The sequence below is a fragment of the Hymenobacter wooponensis genome, assembly GCF_004745865.1.
GTDB lineage: Bacteria > Bacteroidota > Bacteroidia > Cytophagales > Hymenobacteraceae > Hymenobacter > Hymenobacter wooponensis.
This window is the reverse complement of the sequence record NZ_SRKZ01000003.1, coordinates 635,616-653,934: the sequence shown is the minus strand read 5'-3', so window position 1 is coordinate 653,934 and position 18,319 is coordinate 635,616. Positions and strand designations below refer to the sequence as shown.

General features: G+C 59.1%; 12 protein-coding genes. 3 read left to right on the top strand and 9 right to left on the bottom strand.

Translation table 11 applies throughout. From position 1 onward, the window contains the following. Positions 1–81: 81 nt before the first annotated feature. The 9 genes from EU557_RS13010 to EU557_RS12970 all read right to left on the bottom strand — a co-directional run bounded on the left by EU557_RS13010 (position 82) and on the right by EU557_RS12970 (position 11,865). Positions 82–1,257, bottom strand: a complete 1,176-nt coding sequence (locus tag EU557_RS13010; RefSeq protein WP_245326257.1) for an FAD-dependent oxidoreductase — start codon at positions 1,255–1,257, stop codon at positions 82–84. 27 nt (positions 1,258–1,284) lie between these two features. Beyond that, a complete protein-coding gene (locus EU557_RS13005; protein WP_135530870.1) occupies positions 1,285–2,040 on the bottom strand; it encodes a helix-turn-helix domain-containing protein in 756 nt (251 codons plus the stop codon). Between the two features lie 105 nt (positions 2,041–2,145). Further along, positions 2,146–2,715 carry a LutC/YkgG family protein gene (locus EU557_RS13000; protein ID WP_245326256.1) on the bottom strand — a complete coding sequence of 190 codons (570 nt, stop codon included), beginning with the start codon at positions 2,713–2,715 and terminating at the stop codon, positions 2,146–2,148. Positions 2,716–2,929: 214 nt separating this feature from the next. Beyond that, a complete protein-coding gene (locus EU557_RS12995; protein WP_135530868.1) occupies positions 2,930–4,297 on the bottom strand; it encodes a lactate utilization protein B in 1,368 nt (455 codons plus the stop codon). Further along, complete coding sequence (locus tag EU557_RS12990; RefSeq protein ID WP_135530867.1) at positions 4,294–5,034, bottom strand: (Fe-S)-binding protein; 741 nt, start codon at positions 5,032–5,034, stop codon at positions 4,294–4,296. The genes EU557_RS12995 and EU557_RS12990 overlap by 4 nt, the downstream gene beginning before the upstream one ends. Positions 5,035–5,119: 85 nt before the next feature. Further along, a complete protein-coding gene (locus tag EU557_RS12985; protein ID WP_135530866.1) occupies positions 5,120–6,448 on the bottom strand; it encodes an FGGY-family carbohydrate kinase in 1,329 nt (442 codons plus the stop codon). Between the two features lie 2 nt (positions 6,449–6,450). Then, positions 6,451–7,731 (bottom strand): sugar isomerase, encoded by a 1,281-nt coding sequence (locus EU557_RS12980; RefSeq protein WP_135530865.1) that lies wholly within the window; start codon positions 7,729–7,731, stop codon positions 6,451–6,453. Between the two features lie 519 nt (positions 7,732–8,250). After that, the gene (locus tag EU557_RS12975; protein ID WP_135530864.1) at positions 8,251–9,264 is read right to left on the bottom strand and encodes a GntR family transcriptional regulator; all 1,014 of its coding nucleotides are present in this window, start codon (positions 9,262–9,264) and stop codon (positions 8,251–8,253) included. Positions 9,265–9,759: 495 nt separating this feature from the next. Then, positions 9,760–11,865, bottom strand: coding sequence for a bifunctional aldolase/short-chain dehydrogenase (locus EU557_RS12970; RefSeq protein ID WP_135530863.1), 2,106 nt, complete (start codon positions 11,863–11,865; stop codon positions 9,760–9,762). A 234-nt stretch (positions 11,866–12,099) separates the two neighbouring features. Here EU557_RS12970 and rhaT point away from each other — a divergent pair, with 234 nt between their 5' ends. The 3 genes from rhaT to EU557_RS12955 all read left to right on the top strand — a co-directional run bounded on the left by rhaT (position 12,100) and on the right by EU557_RS12955 (position 18,261). Continuing rightward, on the top strand, positions 12,100–13,137 hold the full coding sequence (rhaT, locus tag EU557_RS12965; RefSeq protein WP_135530862.1) for an L-rhamnose/proton symporter RhaT: 1,038 nt from the start codon (positions 12,100–12,102) through the stop codon (positions 13,135–13,137). A gap of 352 nt (positions 13,138–13,489) precedes the next feature. After that, on the top strand, positions 13,490–16,708 hold the full coding sequence (locus EU557_RS12960) for a SusC/RagA family TonB-linked outer membrane protein (RefSeq protein ID WP_135530861.1): 3,219 nt from the start codon (positions 13,490–13,492) through the stop codon (positions 16,706–16,708). Positions 16,709–16,728: 20 nt separating this feature from the next. Beyond that, a complete protein-coding gene (locus tag EU557_RS12955; RefSeq protein ID WP_135530860.1) occupies positions 16,729–18,261 on the top strand; it encodes a RagB/SusD family nutrient uptake outer membrane protein in 1,533 nt (510 codons plus the stop codon). The last annotated feature ends 58 nt before the right edge of the window (positions 18,262–18,319 follow it).

Here is an 18,319-nt window from a genome sequence, read left to right as displayed (position 1 = left end):
TTTGCGCCGGCTTGACAAACGAGGTGTACATCGGTGTTAAGACCACTACTTGCTAATGGTGGACTCGCGTAAAATGTATGTTCAGTTACTCAAAATAGGACTTACCACCTGGCTCATCCAGGCGATGCCGTTGGGCGAGTGCAGCTCCTCCATTGATACTATCGACATATGAGCGGCTTCGGCGGCGCGGCGGCGCATCTCGGTTTCATACTGGGCAATAGCCTCACGGGTGCTGGAAAAGGCAGGGCTAGTCAGGCAGTTGCTCAGCTCCAGGGCATCGAGCATGGCCATATTCACACCTTCACCGGCGTACGGCGGCATGAGGTGGGCCGCGTCGCCGAGTAGCGTAAGGTTCGGCTGTGCGTCCCAGTGCTGATTGAGGGGCATGCAGTATTGGGGGCGAGGCACGAAGTAAGCCTGGTCAGTAGCAACCAACTCGCGCCAAATGGGGTGCCAGTCCGCAAAATCATGGGCAAACCACTGCGCTACCTGCTGCGGGTTCTGGAAGTTGATGCCGCTTTCCTGCACCCACGCCTCCGAGGTACGCTGCCCGGTATAGAAGGAGATGCTACCGTCGCCCTTGGCACTAATGATTATGGACTGCTTGCCGTCAAGGGCAAACACTTTTCCGCCTTGCACCAGCGCCGCCATGGCCGGCGCGTGCCGGACCGCCTCGTACACGTTGCCTTCCACTACCGTAAACCCCGTAAAAAACGGCTGAGTGGGCGTTACCAGCGGGCGCACTTTCGAGTTAGCTCCATCGGCGCCTACTACCAAGTCGGCGTACGCGGTGGTGCCATTGCGGAAACGGAGCTGCCAGCCCTCGGCAAGCGGCTCCAGGCCTAGCAATTGACTGTCCCAAACGATAGTGTCGGGCTGGAGTGAGTCGAGGAGCAGGTCGCGCAACGGGCCCCGGTCAATTTCGGGCCGGAAGTGCTCGTGGCCGAAGGTGGCCGCGTCGGTTTCCTGGTGCTGATCGTAGAGAATGTTGGCCTGACCATCCGTCAGGCGGATTTTGTCGGCGCCGGGGCGGTAGTGCTGCTGGAAGGCGGCGAGGAGGCCCGCTTCCGTGAGGGCGCGCAGGCCCGATTCGTCGTGCAGGTCGAGGGTGGCGCCCTGCTGGCGGGCGGTGCGGTCGGTGTCGCGCTCGAAAACCGTTACCTCGGCTCCGCGCTGCTGGAGTAGGCGGGCTAGGGTGAGGCCACCGGGGCCGCCGCCAATAATGGCTGTTTTTTTACCAGTGAGTAGCATGGTCATTCGTAGTTGATAAGTACGAAGGCAAAGCTATTCGGCGGGCCAGGCGGAAAATTGTATAAATCGGTCGTCGAGGTTGCGGGCCAGTTCTTTGGGGCGCACCCCCGCAAACTTGCGCACTTCCCGAATGAAGTGCGCCTGGTCGGCGAAGGGTAGTTCCGGAAATAAGTGGCCGGCTTTCAGCTGCGGGAAAGAAGCTCGAAAGCGCAAAATGGCGCAATAGGTCTTCAGCGAGATACCGAAATACTGCTGAAAGTAGCGGTTAATCTGCCGGCTGCTCCAGCCCGCCTCTTCTGCCAGCTCCTGCACGGGCAGCGTGCCATTAGTGGCGGTGAGGGTCGCAAAGAGGCGCTGCTTGCGCACATCAATAGTGGCGGGAAGTAGGCCTAAAAGCTGGGTGCTCAGCTTGGCGCAAAACTGACCTAAATCTGTTAGGTCAGCTAGCGTGATGCCCCAGAAGCCGGAGGGGAGCAGTCGGGCAGTATTCACAATATCCGCCACGCTGGTCTGGAGCAGGTATTCGGCGGCCAGGGGGCGGAGGCTGACCGCGTACATGACCATTCCGGCCGCCAGTGTGGTGGGGCCTGCTTCCGTGCCTAGGCCCATCAGCGTAGCATGAAAGGGCTCGGTTGCGGAGTAGGAAAACAGCACATCTATGCGCCCATCGGGCAGCACCATGATGGTTTTATCGGCTCCCGCGTCCGTTTTCAGCATCCAGAAGCTTTCTACCAGCTGGGCCAGGGCCAGTTCGGGCTTCGCCAGTTGATACGCCAACTCGTTTTTCATACCGGCAGCTAGTTGTAGGCCTATTGCGTCAGGGCTTCATCTCCCCAACTAGAAGACTAAACGCACTACCAGCCGAAATGCTTTACGGCCCGCCTCGCCATAAGCCTACACCAGTAGCACCGTCATGCTCCGGGCGCCATGGGCCCCAATCACCAACGACTGCTCAATATCCGCCGTTTTAGACGGGCCCGCCAGAAAGGTGCCGTAGCTCCCCACGGAGGTCAGGCGGGCATAGGCCTGGTGCATGGTGGCTACCAGGTGGCGCCGGTCGAGCACCAGGGCCAGGTGCTGGGTTATCATGGGCAGGGCGCGGTGCAGCATGTTGGCCTCGGGCACCCAGATGGTGCCGTTCTCCACTACGCCAAACTCGCCCTGCAGCACGGCCAGCTCCACGCCGGCCAGCACCTCAATGGAAGTATTCGCATCTACCGGCACGTTGGCCTCGGGCAGCAGGGGAGAGGCAATGCGGTAATCAGTGGGGTACAGACCATGAATAACTTCCGGAAGCCGGGCAACATCCGTCACCTCCACCACCTGCCCACCTATGCCCTGCAGAATAGCCGTGAACTTCTCCACCGAGTCATCACCCTCAAACAGAGGCACGGTGGGCAGCGGCAATTCAGCGGGCTGGTTGGCGCGCACGGCCGCCAGAATTTTTTCGCGGGAAGAAGTCAAGGGTGAAGGGATGAGGTGAAAAGTGATGGAGCATTAAAGATAAAAGCACGTCATCCTGAGCTTGCGAAGGATCTTACCACGTCAGCACGGATCGTTCTACGCCAGTCGTTCACACCTGAGAAGATCCTTCCTTCGTCAGGATGACATGCGGGTTATAAGGGCAACGTCAGCATGCGAGATGTCTTGATAAGCTCGACATGAAGAGCGAGGCTGATTATTGCCCGGCCTGTTCAGCGTACCACTCGCGGAAGCTTTGCCTGGGGGGCTCGGGTAGCTCCCGGGCAATGGCCCAGGGGTTGTAGCCGCCGGCGTGGGTGAGGCCGTGGGGGAGCAGGCGCAGCCCCTGCCGGGCCACCCGGCCGCCGAGGCTGTACATGCCCGGCTTGGAGAGCACCCGGCTGAGCAGGCGCATGCTCCACTTTTTGCTGGCCGGAATTTCCCCCGCCTGGCCTAGCACCTGCCGCCACTTATACAGCTGGGTGTGGATGTCTATTTTCACCGGGCAGACATCCGTGCAGGAGCCGCAGAGGGTGCTGGCAAAGGGCAGGGAGGCATGCTTGCGCATGTCGATGTTGGGCGAAAGAATGGCGCCAATGGGGCCGGGAATCGTGAAGTCGTAGCTGTGGCCCCCGCTGCGGCGGTACACCGGGCAGGTGTTCATGCAGGCCCCGCACCGGATGCACTTCAGGGACGCCCGGAAGTCGGGGCGGCCGAGCTGCTTGGTGCGCCCATTGTCGACGATGACTATGTGCATTTCCTTGCCCTCCCCTGGCCTGGTGAAGTGGGAAGTGTAGGTAGTAACCGGCTGGCCCGTGGCGCTGCGGGTAAGAATGCGCGTGAACACGCTCAGGTCGGAGAGGCGCGGAATCAGCTTTTCCATGCCCATGCAGGCAATGTGCACCTTAGCCAGGTTCACGCCCAGGTCGGCGTTGCCCTCGTTGGTGCACACGACCACCGAGCCCGTTTCGGCCACGGCGAAGTTCACCCCCGATATAGCCACCTGCCCCGCCAGAAACTTCTCGCGCAGGTGCTGGCGGGCGGTTTCGGTGAGCTGCTGGGGGTCGTTGTTGCCTTTGGTGGTGCCCAGGTGGAGGTGAAAGGTGTCGCCCACATCCTCCTTTTTCAGGTGGATGGCGGGCAGCACCACGTGGCTGGGTGCTTCCTCTCGCAGCTGAATGATGCGCTCCCCCAGGTCGGTGTCAATTACCTCAATGCCGTGCTGGGTGAGGTAGGGGTTGAGGTGGCATTCCTCCGTGAGCATGGACTTGCTCTTGACCACCCGGGTGGCGCCGTGCTGGCGCAACAGGCCGAGCACGATGGCGTTGTGCTCCGCGGCATCGGCGGCCCAGTGCACCTGCACGCCGTTGCGGCGGGCATTTTCCTCGAACTGCTGCAGGTAGAAATTCAGGCGGCTCAGCGTGTGGTCCTTGATGTCGGAGGCAAGCTGGCGCAGCTCCTGGAACTCCGGCGTAGCGTACACGGCTTTGTCGCGCTTCTGGCGCACAAACCACAGCGTCTCGTCGTGCCAGGTGGTGCGCTCGGCATCGAGCAGGAAAATATCGGAACGCTGAGAGTGGCTCATAACAGGATGCCGTTAAGGATTTCGGCCGCGTGCAGCACCCGGATGGGCAGCTTCTGCCGGCGCACAATGCCTTCCAGGTGCATCAGGCACGACATATCGCCGCCGGTGAGCACCTCGGTGCCGTTGCGCACGTGGTCGTGCACGCGGTCCTGGCCCATGCGGGCGGAGATGCCGGCCTCACTCACGCAAAAGGTGCCCCCGAAGCCGCAGCACTCGTCGTTGCGGTCTAGCTCCGTTAGCTCCAGGCCCCGCACGCCGGAGAGCAGGCGCCGCAGCTGCCCGTCACGCACGGGCGTCATCTCCGATTCGTTGGCCTGGTGCAGGCCGCGCTGCCCGTGGCAGCTCAGGTGCAGGCCTACGCGGTGGGGAAACGTAGTGGGTATTTCCGTCACGCCCAGCACATTCAGGATAAAGTCGAACAGCTCGCGCGTGTTGGTGCGCACGTGCTGGACGGCGGGCGTCTGCTCGATAATATCGAAGTGCTTGCGCACGTGGTACACGCAGCTGCCGGCGGGCCCAACCACGTAGTCGTAATTCTCGAAAGTGTCCACGAAGTTGTGGTACACCGGAATGGCATCCCGCTCGCAGCCGCTGTTGGCCATGGGCTGGCCGCAGCAGGTCTGCTGCCTGGGGAAATCGGCCCGCACGCCCAGCTTTTCCAGCAGCTGCAGGGTAGCAATGCCCACCTGCGGATAAAACTGGTCGACGTAGCAGGGAATAAAAAGGGCTACTTTCATGTATTAGGCCTTCTTGACATAAGGCGAACAGAACTAAGCTCCCCTCCTCAGCTGAGGAGGGGAGTTAACCTCTAGCCAGCAACAATCAGCTAAACAGCAGCTGCGTTTTCTTCCAGGCCTCGCCCTGCTCCATGTGGATGAGGGCGCCCAGGGCCGTGGCTTGCGGAACCTCCAGGGTGCGGATTTTTACGCCGGGGAAGTTGGTGGCCAGCAGCTGCATGAACAGGGGGTTACGGGCGAAGCCGCCGTCCACGTAAATCAACTTCTCCTCTTTGCGGATCAGGTTGATGGACTCCGTGAGAATGCCCATCAGGCCCTGCATGAGATGCTGGTAGGCATCGGCGGCCGTTTTGAAGCCCGAGAGGTCCCACTCGCTTACCTGCTCCTCGGGGAAGGGGCCCGTGCCGCGCATGCACCAGGGGTGGAAGGGGTCGGCCACCTCCTCGTAGGGGCGGGCCACCATCAGCGACTGGTAGAAGTCGGGCTTGACGTGGAAGTGGTGGGCGATGCGCTGCACCTGGAAGTCATGCTCCCGCCCGAAGAATACCCGTGACGCTTTCGTCATTTCACCCTTGGGCGAGAGGTAGCTCAGGCAGTCGCGGCGCAGCAGCTCCGGCGTAAGGGGTTCCCGGTTGAAGGGGTTGAAGGTCACGGCCCAGGTGCCCGTGGAAACCAGCAGGAAAGGCTTTTCATCTTCCTGCATGTAGGGCACCAGCGCGGCGGAGCTGTCGTGCAGGCCTACGCCCACCAGAATACCATCTACTACGGAGGCAATGGAATCTTTGGTGAGGGGCGCCAGCTTGTCGTCGATGCCCTCGCGGTACACCCAATCGTGGTAGCGGCCTAGCTTGAAGTTCCAAAGGCCAGTGTGGCAGCCCACGGAGGTGTAGTCGCTAAAGGCCTCGCCCGTGATGAGGTATGATAGGTACTGCGGCAGGTGCAGGGAAGTGCGGATGCGCGCGTACTGGTCGGGCTTATGGTGCTTAAGCCAGTAGAGCTGCATGCCCGAGTTGAGCATGCCCAGCTTAGGCGAGCAGGTTTCGGCGGCAAATTCCTCGGGGCTTTGCTCTAGCTCGGCAAAAAACCGATCCTGCAGCATTTCGGGCAGGGGCTTCAGGTAGTTGTAAAGCGGCAGAATGGGCTGGCCGTTGGCGCCCAGATGCACGTAGCTGGCTCCGTAGGAGGTGAAATTCACACCCTTCAGGTTGTAGTGGGCATTGTGGCGCAGCGCATTCCAGCGGTCGTGCACCCACTGGGAGAGGCGGGAGAGGGTTTCGCAGGGAAAACCTTCCTCGTCCACGGTTTCGAGGCACACCTGTTGGTGCTCATCAATTATGCGGCGCTCCTCGTCAAACAAGATGACCTTCTTGTTCGTTTTGCCCACATCAAACACGGCGTAGATCGACTTTTTCATGCTTACAGACCGGTTGAGAGGCTTAGTTTGCCGCGTTGCTGAATGAGTTGCTGGCGCACCTGACCGGCGCGGTAGGCGGCCACGGGGTTAAGGGCTCCGCCGCTCTGGCGGTAGGCTTCCGCCACCAGGGGGCGCACATCCGTGAGGAAGGCATCGCGCAGAATCTCCTCCGCCCGCACCACATCGTTGTTTTCCTGGGCCTCCTGGAGAGCAGCGCGGTCCACGAGCAGAGCCTTGGCATAGGCCCCCAAGATATTTTCGACGGACTGCAGCAGGTCCTCTAGGGGGTCTTTGGTGTTGTGGCTGGCGTCAATCATGTAGGCCACGGCGGCGTTGGTCACGGCCTGGTCCTGGGCACCATCCACCAGCTCATTGAAGATGAGGAAGAGCTGGAAGGGCTTGCTGCTGCCGGTGGTCAGGTCGTCGTCGCCATACATGGAGCCGTTGAAGTGGAAACCACCCAGGCGTCCGAAGTGTAGCAGGCGGCCCACAATCTGCTCGATGTTGGTGTTGGGCAAGTGGTGGCCTAGGTCTACGAGCACCTGCGCATTCTTGCCTAGGTACTGGCAGAGCGAGTACGAGGTGCCCCAATCCGGAATCACCATGGAGTAGAAGTGCGGCTCGTAGGGCTTGTACTCAATGAGCATGGTCATGTCGGAGGGCATGGCCTCGTAGATGCTGGCCAGCGACTCTGCCGTACGCTGGTAGGCGCGGCGCACGTGCTGCTGACCAGGGAAGTTGGAGCCATCGGCCAGCCACACCGTATGGATGTTGGCCCCCAGCTGCTTACCGTACTCTACGCACTCAATGTTGTGCTGAATGGCCTGCTGGCGCACTGAAGCCTCCGTGCTGCTCAACGAGCCAAACTTGTAGGAGTACGGCTGCTCCTTCTGGTCCTGAAACGTGTTCGAGTTCATCGAATCAATCGTCAGGCCCGACTCTTTCAGCTGCTGCTGCAGGGCCGGCACATCGCGCGGGATGTCCCAGGGAATGTGCAGGGATATGGAATTGGACGAGCGGTTGAGGCGGTTGAGCAAGGCCACATCGGCAATTTTCTCCTCCAAGCTGCGCGGCTCGCCACCCAGCGGGTAGCGCCCAAAGCGCGTGCCTCCCGTACCTAATGCCCAGCTCGGAATGGCCACCTGAAAGTTGATCAGTTGCTGCACCACGGGCTGCACCTCCACGCTTCGCCGAGCCAGCAAATCCGTCAAATAGCTAAAGCGAAAGTGGTGATCATCCAGCAGGGGCTGGTTCAGGTCGTGGATGTGGTCGTTGGTGAGCATAGCCAGGAAGGAGGTAGGTGGGATAATTCGCCCCGTGACACAGGACAAGGCGTTTCGTGGTGCCGCAGGAGAAGCACGTGTAGTTTCTGAGAAGCAACCTACCACCGGCAGCGGCCGGAACTGTTATGAACTCTCCTGTGTCGCCGGAAAATTTAGCCTTCGGTGAGTGATCGGTTAATCGCCACGAGAATACAGTGGCCTAGCAGCCAGGAAAAGCAGAAGTAATGCTGCCGTTCAAGCCGGTTCCCGATTAGCAGTTATGAAAGCGATAAGCCCAAATTCGACTGTAATTGTATTACCGGACGCAGTGAGTACAAGTATATACTCGTCGCCTCCAGCACGTCATCCTGAGCAGCGCGAAGGATCTTTTCACGCATGAACGGCTTGTTCTAGGCCAGTTGTGCTAACGTGATAAGATCCTTCGCGCTGCTCAGGATGAGGTGCGGGTGTGGGATGTTCTGAAATTCACCCGAACGCCTGAGCTGTGTTAGCTATAGTGGGGTAGCTGTCTGCGAAGGCCTATAAGGAGCCGCGCCGGATGGTGTAGAAGGGGTTTTTCACCTTCACGCGCTGCTTCTCCAATAGTAGCTCAGCGGCCGTGCGGCCCATGGCCTCGAAGTCGGTGGTGATGACCGTGATGCCCAGCAGCTCTTTGAGCGTGCTGGAGTTGAAGGACAGGATGCCGATTTCGCGGCCCAGCAGGTAGTGCGTCTGGCGTACTTTCTTGATCAGCTCAGCCAGGTCGGTGGTTTCTACTACCACATAGGCCGTGCCGGGCTCCATTACCTCGTTCATGGCGCTTTCCTTCACCGCAAACTCCTTGTTGTAGTTGATGCAGAAGGTGCGGAAGCCCCAGGCAATTTCGGCGGGGTAGTTATTGCCTACGCTGGGTAGCACCAGTACCATGCGGTGGTACTTTTCCAGCAGGTCGTTGGAGCCTTCCAGGGCCGAGAAGATGTCCTTGTCGAAGTCCTGGTACACGGTGAGTGGTTGGTGCTTCAGGTCGGGCACTTGCTTGTCGAGTAGTACCAGCTCATCGGCCGGAATGCCGTTCAGAATGCTCTTATAGTCAGCTTTGTCTAGATCCTGCGTGAAGTGGGGCATCACCACGTAGTAGTTGTACTTGCCCATGTTCTTCTCCATGATTTCCTGAAAAAGCGAGGCGCTGTAGTGATGAATTTGCAGGTCTACCGTCGCATGCTCGCCTAAGGCTTGCAGGAAGGCGTAGTACACGATTTTCTTGTAGGAGCTGAGCTTATTGAGCACCAGCAGAATCTTGAGCTTGGTGTTGTCGGGGGCCTGCACGTAGTAGCCTTTGCCCTGCACGGAAGTGCAGAAGCCCCGCTCGCGCAGCTCCCGATACGCTTTTTCTACGGTGTCGCGGGCCAGGTAGTACTCCGCGCTTAGCTCACTGATGCTGGGTAGCTGGTCGCCCTTGCGCAGGGTGCCGCGCTCAATGTCCATGATAACGGACTGCACAATCTGCTTGTATTTCGGCGTCTTGTCGAACGGCTTGAACTGCAGCTTGTACATGGACTGGGAAGATGGGAGAAGAGTGGGCATAGAGCCTGCTGACCAGCGGGTTTGGTGGGAAGGAAGGGGAGGCACCAAGGGAGAGAGGAGGCAGCAGATTCTGGAATCGATTCCGCCGCATGGAAGGGCCCTGGTGCAGGAGCAGGACGCTAGTCAGTGGATAAATTACGCAGCTTCCGGAGGAATCTGAATCTCCAGCGTAGTTTAATTGCGCAAACGTTATCGGGAACGTTCCCGGAGCAGGCATTTACGTTGGGCAGTGGCCTAGCCTGCGTAATTCAGCGCTAAAAAGTAAATCGCCCAATGATGGTGACCAGTGTAGAGACGCGTATTCGCGTCTGCTGCGTGCTGACGTAGTCGTTCTAGGCCTGTCGTTCTGGCGCTGAGACGCGAATACGCGTCTCTACATTGTCTGCTATCATTGTGCGAAATGAAAAACGGGCCGACTGTAGCAGACGGCCCGTTTGGAACAAATAATAAACTGCCAGAACTGGCCTAGCGCACGAAGGCCATGGCTACGCCGCCATCTACGTTCAGCACATTGCCGGTAGACTTAGCCAGGGAGCCATCCACAAACACCAGCACGGCTTTGGCAATGTCTTCGGCCAGCACTTCCTCGCCCAGCAGGGTGCGCTTGGCGTAGTGCGCCGGCAGGTCTTCTACCGATACCCCATAGGCCTTGGCGCGGCCTGCGGCCCAGTCGCCTTCCCAAATTTTAGAGCCGCGCAGCACGGCATCGGGGTTCACGGTGTTTACCCGTATTTTATCAGGGCCCAGCTCAGCGGCTAGCAGGCGCGACATGTGCAGCTGAGCGGCCTTCGCAGTGCCGTAGGCCACGTTGTTGGGGCCGGCTACTAAGCCGTTCTTGGAAGCAATGTTTACAATGTCTCCGCCCAGTTTCTGCTGACGCAGGATTTCCACGCCGGCCTGTGACACCAGAAACTGACCTTTCACCAGCACATTCTCCAGAATATCCCAGTCGGCCTGGGTGGTTTCGGAGAGGGGCTTGCTGATGCTCAGGCCCGCGCAGTTCACCAGAATATCTACCCCGCCAAACTGCAGAATAGTCTCCTGCAGAGATGATTGGATGGTCTCGGCCTGAGTTACGTCGATGGGGGCGGTGAGGGCGTTGTCTTTGCCGTAGCGCTTGCGCAGGGTAGTCTGGGTGTCTTCCAACCGGTCGCGGTCAACGGCTACCACGCAGGCGCCGTGTTGCAGCAGCAGCTCGCAGATGGCGAGGCCAATGCCGCCGGTGCCGCCCGTCACGTAGGCCACCTGGCCGGAGAGCGACTTGGGCTTGGGCATGCGCTGGAGCTTGGCCTCTTCCAGCAGCCAGTACTCAATGTCGAAGGCTTCCTGCTCGGGCAGGCCCTGGTAGGTGCTCACGGCCTCGGCGCCCTTCATCACATTGATGGCGTTGGTGTAGAACTCCGCCGCCACGCGAGCCGTCTGCTTGTCCTTGGCAAAGCTGAACATGCCCACCGTAGGCCACAAAATCACCACCGGGTTGGGGTCGCGCAGGGCGGGGCTGTTCTCGTGCTTGCAGCGCTCATAGTAGGCGGTGTAGTCTTGGCGGTAGGCGGCAAACTGCTCCTGCAGATACTGCTGCACATCCTGCTGCGAGGCCTGCATACGGGCGGGGTCCAGCACCAGCGGCCTGATTTTGGTGCGCAGGAAGTGGTCGGGGCAGGAGGTGCCGAGGGGGGCCAGACGCGCTAGGTCGTTCGAGTTGATAAACTCCAGCACCCGGGCATCGTCGGTGAAGTGGCCTAGCATGCGGCGGTGCTGGGAGGCTAGGCCCCGCAACACGGGCATCACTAGAGCTGCCTGCTCACGCCGCGCCTCGGGCGACGCGCTTTCCAGCTTCTGGCCGCCAAACACGGGGCGGCTCTTGCCGTAGTTTGCCTCTAGGTAGGTAGCGGCCTGTTCAATTACTTCCAGGGTATTGAGGTAGCAGGAGTAGGAGGTTTCGCCCCAGGTGAACAAGCCGTGGCCGCCGAGAATCACGCCGCGCAGGTTGGGGTTATCCTGTACTACTTTTTCCAGTTGCAGGCCTAGGTCGAATCCGGGGCGCTGCCAAGGCAGCCAAGCCATCGTATCCCCCCAGATTTCGCGCATAATTTGCTCACCGTCTTTGCTGGCCGCAATGGCAATCAGCGCATCGGGGTGGAGGTGGTCGATATGGGCGAAGGGCAGGAGTCCGTGCAGCGGTGTATCGATGCTAGGCGCGGCGCACTTGGGGTCGAAGAGGCAGTGGTTGAACAGGTCCACCATTTCATCCTCAAATTCGAGGCCGCGGTACCGGTTTTTGAGGGCGTGCAGTTTGTCTACGTACAGGTTGGCGCAGCCCGCCTTCGTCAGAGTGCCGATGTCGCCGCCGGAGCCTTTTACCCACATTACTTCCACGGGTTGGCCCGTGACTGGGTCCGTTTCAGTAATCTTGCACGAGGTGTTACCGCCGGCGTAGTTGGTCAGGCGCAAGTCGGCACCCAGCAGATTGGAGCGGTAGATGAAGAGAGCGACTTCATCGCCCGCCATCTGTAGGGCCTTCGCCTCATCCCACAGGTAGCTGACATGCTGATACGTGAAGGTCTTTTCCATATTGAGACGTCTGTTTTGACAATCGAAAACCAATGATGAATTGCTTGTTTGACAAAGTACGTTTGTGCCACTGGCCTAGAACTCCTGCACTCTCCTGTTCACGCGGAAAAAGTTGATTGATTGCCCGTTGCTGGTAGCGTGAGCCATTACTCACCGGTAGTTTCCTGCTTTCAGGAGGGAACAGGAGAGTTTGGCCGGGCAATCCGGACAGATTTGAAAAAAACGAACTGCGCTATGAGTGTTTTCTTAGGAGTTATTCTGCACGCGCTGGGAGGCTTTGCCTCCGGCAGCTTTTACTTGCCTTATAAGAAGGTACACGGCTGGGCTTGGGAAAGCTACTGGCTGGTAGGCGGCATCGTTTCGTGGCTAATTGCCCCGTTGGTACTAGGCTCGGCTACCGTACCGCACTTGTTTGACGTGCTAGCTCAAACCAGCCGTGAAACGCTGTTCTGGACCTATGTATGGGGAGTGTTGTGGGGCCTGGGGGGGCTCACCTTTGGGCTGGCCATGCGTTACCTAGGCCTCTCCCTGGGGATGGCGTTTACCCTAGGCCTATGCGCCGTTTTTGGTACCCTAGTGCCACCTATTTATAAGGGAGAGTTTATAGCGCTGCTCCAAACCACCTCGGGCCAGGTAATTGTGGCGGGCTTGGGCGTGTGCGTGCTGGGTATTGTAATATGTGGCCTAGCGGGCATGATGAAGGAGAAAAACCTCACCACGGATGAGAAAAAGGCATCCATTGCCGAGTTTGACCTGCGTAAAGGGCTGCTGGTAGCGGTGTTTTCTGGTATCATGAGTGCCTGCATGTCGTTTGGCTTGACCGCCGGAGAGCCCATTGCCAAGCTGGCGGCTCAGAACGGCACCAACCCGCTGTATGTAAATAATGCTTCCCTGGTTATTATTCTGCTGGGTGGGCTTACTACAAACGCCATCTGGTGCATCTATCTCAACATAAAAAACAAAACCTACACCGACTACGCCAACCCCAGCTTCCCGGCTCTGCGCAACGTTTTGTTCTGCGCCGTGGCCGGCCTGACGTGGTACTTGCAGTTCTTCTTTTACGGCATGGGCGACAGCCAAATGGGCGAGTATCGCTTCTCGGGCTGGACGCTGCACATGGCCTTTATCATTGCGTTCAGCTCGTTGTGGGGCCTGTATTTGCACGAGTGGCGCGGGGCTAACCGGCCCACCATGCGCACCATTCAGCTGGGCATCCTGACGGTGGTATTGTCAACCGTAGTAGTAGGGTTCGGCAATTACCTGGCTTCCTAGGTCACCTCTGGAGTAATCCGCGCAGCTCCTGCTGTAGTCTGCTTTTTCTGGCCAATAAGAGGCCCTGAAAGTGCAGAGTGCAGCAGGAGTTGCCTTTTTAAGTAATTCGGGCAATTGTCTAAAGAGCTCTAGGCCACTCCGGGCCTCTGAACAATGGCCGGAAACTAAGCCGAAAGCTGGGCGGAGTAGAGTGCAACTAGATGCTGGAAAAATAAAATGGTGAGTAATCACTTGCAGGCGGTAGTCTACAGGAGGGTTTCGGGTAAGAGGATAAATAATTTGGCATCATCAAAGCAGCTCTCTTTGGTGACCTACCGGTCGTCTCATCCCACTAAACCTACCTGTACAACCCATGAAGAAAAGTTACACCTGGCGGCGCGGCCCCTTCGTAGCCTGTCTGCCGCTGCTCCTGCTCGCGGGGCCTGCGGTTACGGCAGTGCAGGCCCGTCCCGCCGCCTCCGCCGTCGCTGAGTGGCAGCTCAGCGGCAAAGTAGAATCTAAAAACGGAGAAGGTCTCCCGGGTGTGACGGTTGTACTCAAAGGCACCACCCGTGGTACTACCACCGGCCCCGATGGCACCTTCACCCTGGCCGTGCCAGAAACAGCGGGCACGCTGGTGTTCAGCTTCATTGGGTTTGCCACCCAGGAACGCCCCTTCACGGCGGCGGGCAACATCACGGTGAAGCTGAGTGAAGACTCTAAGTCGCTGGATGAGGTAGTGGTAGTAGGCTACGGTACCCAGAAGAAAGCCGATGTAACCGGTGCCATTGCCACCCTCGATGCCAGCAAGCTAGAGGAGCGGCCCATTCTGCGCGTCGATCAGGCCCTCGTAGGCCAGTTGGCGGGTGTGAATGTGCAGCAAAACACGGGTCTACCGGGCCGCGGGTTTAACGTGCAGGTGCGGGGCAACGGCTCCATCACGGCCAACAACCAGCCCCTGTATGTAATCGACGGTTTCCCGCTGGAAGGCACCTCGCCCAACGGCAATGGTAACTACGCCACCGGCAGCCCCCTCGACAACATCAACCCCAACGATATTCAATCGATTGAGGTGCTGAAAGACGCGGCGGCGGCGGCCATTTACGGCTCACGCGCTGCCAACGGGGTGGTACTGGTAACCACCAAGCGCGGCAAAACCGGTAAGCCCCAGATCAACTTCAACGTGTACGGCGGCTACTCCCAGATGGCCAAGAAGCTGGATCTGCTGAAGCCCGACGAATGGGTGGAGCGTGCTTCGGAAATCATCAACAACAACTGGGTCCGCTCGCAGCCCACTACGCCCGGGGCACCTCAACGGTTGGCCAACCAAACTACCGCCCAACGCCAGGCTATTTTGGGGGTTACTACCATCAATCCATCCTTGATGATTGATGACCGCTGGTACCAGCCCGGTCACCCTGGCCTAGACTACATCGACTGGCAGGACGCCATCTTCCGGACCGGTAAAGTGCAGAACTACCAGGTGTCGGCTAGCGGCGCTACTAACAACGTGAACTACTACGTGTCGGGTAACTACACCGACCAGGAGGGGATTGTGATTGGAGTGGCCTACAAGCGCTACTCGGCCCGTGCCAACATGGAAGTGAAGGCTTCCGATAAGCTCAAGTTTGGCCTGAACATCAGCCCCAGCTACGCCATTTCTAATGACCCCGGCGTGGAAGGCAAAGACAACCTGGCGCAGAAGTTTATTACCATGGTGCCGGTGGCTGAATCGTCGGCGGGCTTGTACACCAACTACGGCGAGAACCCCGTGTACACGTGGGCCGGCACCAGTGTAAGCCCGGTAGGGGAGCTGGAAAACCGGCAGCAGCAAACCACCGTGTTCCGGACGCTGAGCACCTTGTTCGGCGACTACGAAATCGTGAAGAACCTGCGTTTCCGCTCCACCCTCAACTTCGACAACACCGATTCGCGGGCCAAGAGCTACATTCCTAACTCCCGCCTGGTGGGGTCGGGTGCGGTGGGCACGTTCAGCGGCTTCCGCAAGCAGGCCTTCGTAAACGAGAACACCCTGGCCTACAACAAGGTCATTGCCAACAAGCATGATGTCTCGGCGCTGGCGGGGTATGCCTACAACTTCTTCAAGACCGAAACGGACCGGCTGCGTTCCTCGGGTGGTTTTGTGAACAGCGCGGTAACTACCCTGAACGGGGCCAACAACATCACGGGTACCGGCGACAACGGTACTACCGAAACGCAGAACGTGCTGCTCTCTTACTTCGGGCGGGTACAGTACGCCTATGAGGGCAAGTACCTGCTCACGGCCAGCGTCCGCCGCGACGGATCTTCCCGTTTTGGCCAAGATAAGCGCTGGGGCGTGTTCCCGGCCGTATCGGCGGGCTGGCGTATTTCGCAGGAGAACTTCATGAAGGGCCTGCCCGTCATCAGCGACCTGAAGGTGCGCGGCAGCTTTGGTATGTCGGGCAACAATGGCATTGGCGACTACAGCAGCATTGCCACGCTGGGCGTGAACCCCTACACCTTTGGGGGCGTGGTGGCCTCGGGCCAATCGCCAAACAAGGCCCCCAATGCGTTGCTCCGCTGGGAAAAATCGCAAACGATTGATGTAGGCCTCGACTTTGGCGTGATTGACAACCGCATTTCGGGTTCGTTCGACTACTACACCAAAACCAGCAAAGACCTGCTGCTGAACGTGCCCCGGCCCAGTGCCTCGGGCTACTCCTCGCAGCTCGTGAACATTGGCGAGGTACTGAACCAAGGCGTGGAGCTAGAACTTCGCTCGCGCAACGTGACTGGTGCCTTCGAGTGGAACACCTCCCTCAACCTGAGCCACAACCGCAACAAGGTGGTGCACCTGGGCGAGGGCGACGCAACCATCGAAATTGCCTCACCCTACGGCGCTTCCAGCACCCTGTTGATGGTGGGCAAGCCCATGTTCTCGTTCTACGCCATTCAGCAAACTGGCATCCTGACCCAGTCTGATATTGATGGCGGTGCCCCGCTCATCCAGGGCCAGACGGTGGGCGACCCGCGCTTCCGGGATGCCAACGGCGACGGCACCATCAACGAAAAAGACCGGGTAATTATCGGGCAGCCCAACCCCAAGTTTACCTGGGGCATCACCAACAACTTCACATTTAGGGGTTTTGACCTGAGCGTGCTCGTTCAGGGTCAGCAGGGCGGTAGCCTCTACTCCCTCATTGGGCGGGCCATCGATAACACCAACATGGGCTACAACCAGAACGTGCTAGGCCTGCAGCGCGACCGGTGGCGCTCCGTGGACGACCCCGGCGCGGGCGAGCGGGGCAAGGCCCAGGCCAACTTCACGCCGCTCAAGAGCGACTCCTGGCTGTACTCTACCAATTATTACCGAGTGCGCAACATTACGCTGGGCTACAACCTGGGCAACCTAGTGCCCAAGACCATCATGCAGGGCGCCCGCATCTACGTGTCGGCGGAGAACTTCTTCGGTCATGATACTTACCGCGGTGGCTACAACGTGGATGCCACCAACTCCGACACGGGCGGCAGCGGCTTCTCGGTGGGTACCGACTACGGCGGGCTGCCCCTGACCAAATCGATGACCCTAGGCCTCAACCTTACTTTCTAGCAGGCAACTGCTCGTGTAATATGAAAAAGACCCTTTTCTCGATTCTGGCGGCCAGCGTACTGGTGCTTAGCGCCTGCGAAAAAGACCTCGACCAAGCGCCCATTTCCAGCGGCTCGGTGCCCACGTTCTACAAAACCGCCGACGACTTTAGCCAGGCCATCAACTCGGTGTATAGCAACCTGCGCGACTACCCCGACCGCCAGCTGACCATGTCGGAAACCCGCTCGGATAATATTTACGGCGTGAGCACCCAGGGCATCCGCACCTGGGAGCCCATCAACAACTTTTCCACCACCATAGCCTCCAACGAGTACCCCTCCGACACCTGGACGACGGACTTCGTGGGCGTATTTCGGGCCAACGTAGTGCTAGACCAGCTGGCTAAGAATGGCTCGGTACTAACGGATGATGTGCGCAGCCGCACGGAGGGAGAAGCCAAGTTTTTGCGGGCTCTGTTCTACTTTGACCTAGTACGCTACTTCGGTAAGGTGCCCGTGGTAGATAAGCCCCTGGAGCCCCAGGAAGTGGCTACCATTCCGCGCGCCAACGTGGCTGATGTGTATACTTTGATCATTGCTGATTTGCAGGACGCCATTGCTAAGCTGCCCGATTCTTACACCACCACTAACGTGGGCCGGGCCACCAACGGAGCCGCGCGTACCCTGCTGGCGCAAGTGTACCTGACCCGCTCTGGCCCCACCTACGGAATCAACGGCCCTGGCCTAGGCACCAACGATTACGATGCGGCCATTACTCTACTCGATCAGGTGATTAACAGCGGGCGTTACGACCTGATTACGGCCGCTGGCACGGCTGGCAGCGCCTACGGTAACGTGTTTGCCTACACTAATGAGAACAACCGCGAGGTAATATTTGATGTGCAGTACGTGAGTGGCGGCCTAGGCCTGGGAGCTTCGTTTCCATCCATTCTGCTGACCAACAACTACTTCCAGTCGATTGGGGCTGGTACGGGTTTTGGCACCGGCGACGAATTGCGCCCTCCGTCTGATAACCTGGTGGCCACCTACGCCACGGCCGATACGCGCAAAGGCGTAACTATGCAGATTGGCTATACCACCACGAGCACGCCCGTAGCCGTAGAAACTCGCCCTGCCTTCAAGAAGTACGTGAATGGCACCTTGCGCGGCACTTCTCGCACCGACTGGCCCATCAACTTCATTGTGCTGCGCTACGCCGATGTGCTGCTGCTGAAAGCCGAAGCTCTCATTCGCAAGAGTGGCCCATCCGCTACGGCTGATGCCCTGGTGAAGCGGGTGCGTGACCGGGCTGGCCTCACGGCCGCGCCGCTGACGGGCGTAACGCTGGCCCAACTGATGGAGGAGCGCCGCCGCGAGTTTGCGGGTGAAGGCCTGCGCTGGCACGACCTGGTACGCTCAGGCATGGCCCTCGACGTGATGAACGCCTGGATAGCCAAGGAAGACACCCGTAACCGCATTCGGAAGCCTATTACGGCTAACGACTTGCTGTATCCCGTGCCCCAGAACGAGTTAGCCGCCTCATCTTACGTGTATGAGCAGAACCCCGGCTACTAAGTGCTGAATGTATAACAAGCTCGGCCTGAGTGTTTTTCAGCGAAGCTGGAAGGCGCTT

Coding starts and splice junctions, on each gene's coding strand:
- EU557_RS13010 (WP_245326257.1), bottom strand. CDS start 1,257: ATGACCATGCTACTCACTGGTAAAAAAACAGCCATTATTGGCGGCGGC.
- EU557_RS13005 (WP_135530870.1), bottom strand. CDS start 2,040: ATGAAAAACGAGTTGGCGTATCAACTGGCGAAGCCCGAACTGGCCCTG.
- EU557_RS12995 (WP_135530868.1), bottom strand. CDS start 4,297: ATGAGCCACTCTCAGCGTTCCGATATTTTCCTGCTCGATGCCGAGCGC.
- EU557_RS12990 (WP_135530867.1), bottom strand. CDS start 5,034: ATGAAAGTAGCCCTTTTTATTCCCTGCTACGTCGACCAGTTTTATCCG.
- EU557_RS12985 (WP_135530866.1), bottom strand. CDS start 6,448: ATGAAAAAGTCGATCTACGCCGTGTTTGATGTGGGCAAAACGAACAAG.
- EU557_RS12980 (WP_135530865.1), bottom strand. CDS start 7,731: ATGCTCACCAACGACCACATCCACGACCTGAACCAGCCCCTGCTGGAT.
- EU557_RS12975 (WP_135530864.1), bottom strand. CDS start 9,264: ATGTACAAGCTGCAGTTCAAGCCGTTCGACAAGACGCCGAAATACAAG.
- EU557_RS12970 (WP_135530863.1), bottom strand. CDS start 11,865: ATGGAAAAGACCTTCACGTATCAGCATGTCAGCTACCTGTGGGATGAG.
- rhaT (WP_135530862.1), top strand. CDS start 12,100: ATGAGTGTTTTCTTAGGAGTTATTCTGCACGCGCTGGGAGGCTTTGCC.
- EU557_RS12960 (WP_135530861.1), top strand. CDS start 13,490: ATGAAGAAAAGTTACACCTGGCGGCGCGGCCCCTTCGTAGCCTGTCTG.
- EU557_RS12955 (WP_135530860.1), top strand. CDS start 16,729: ATGAAAAAGACCCTTTTCTCGATTCTGGCGGCCAGCGTACTGGTGCTT.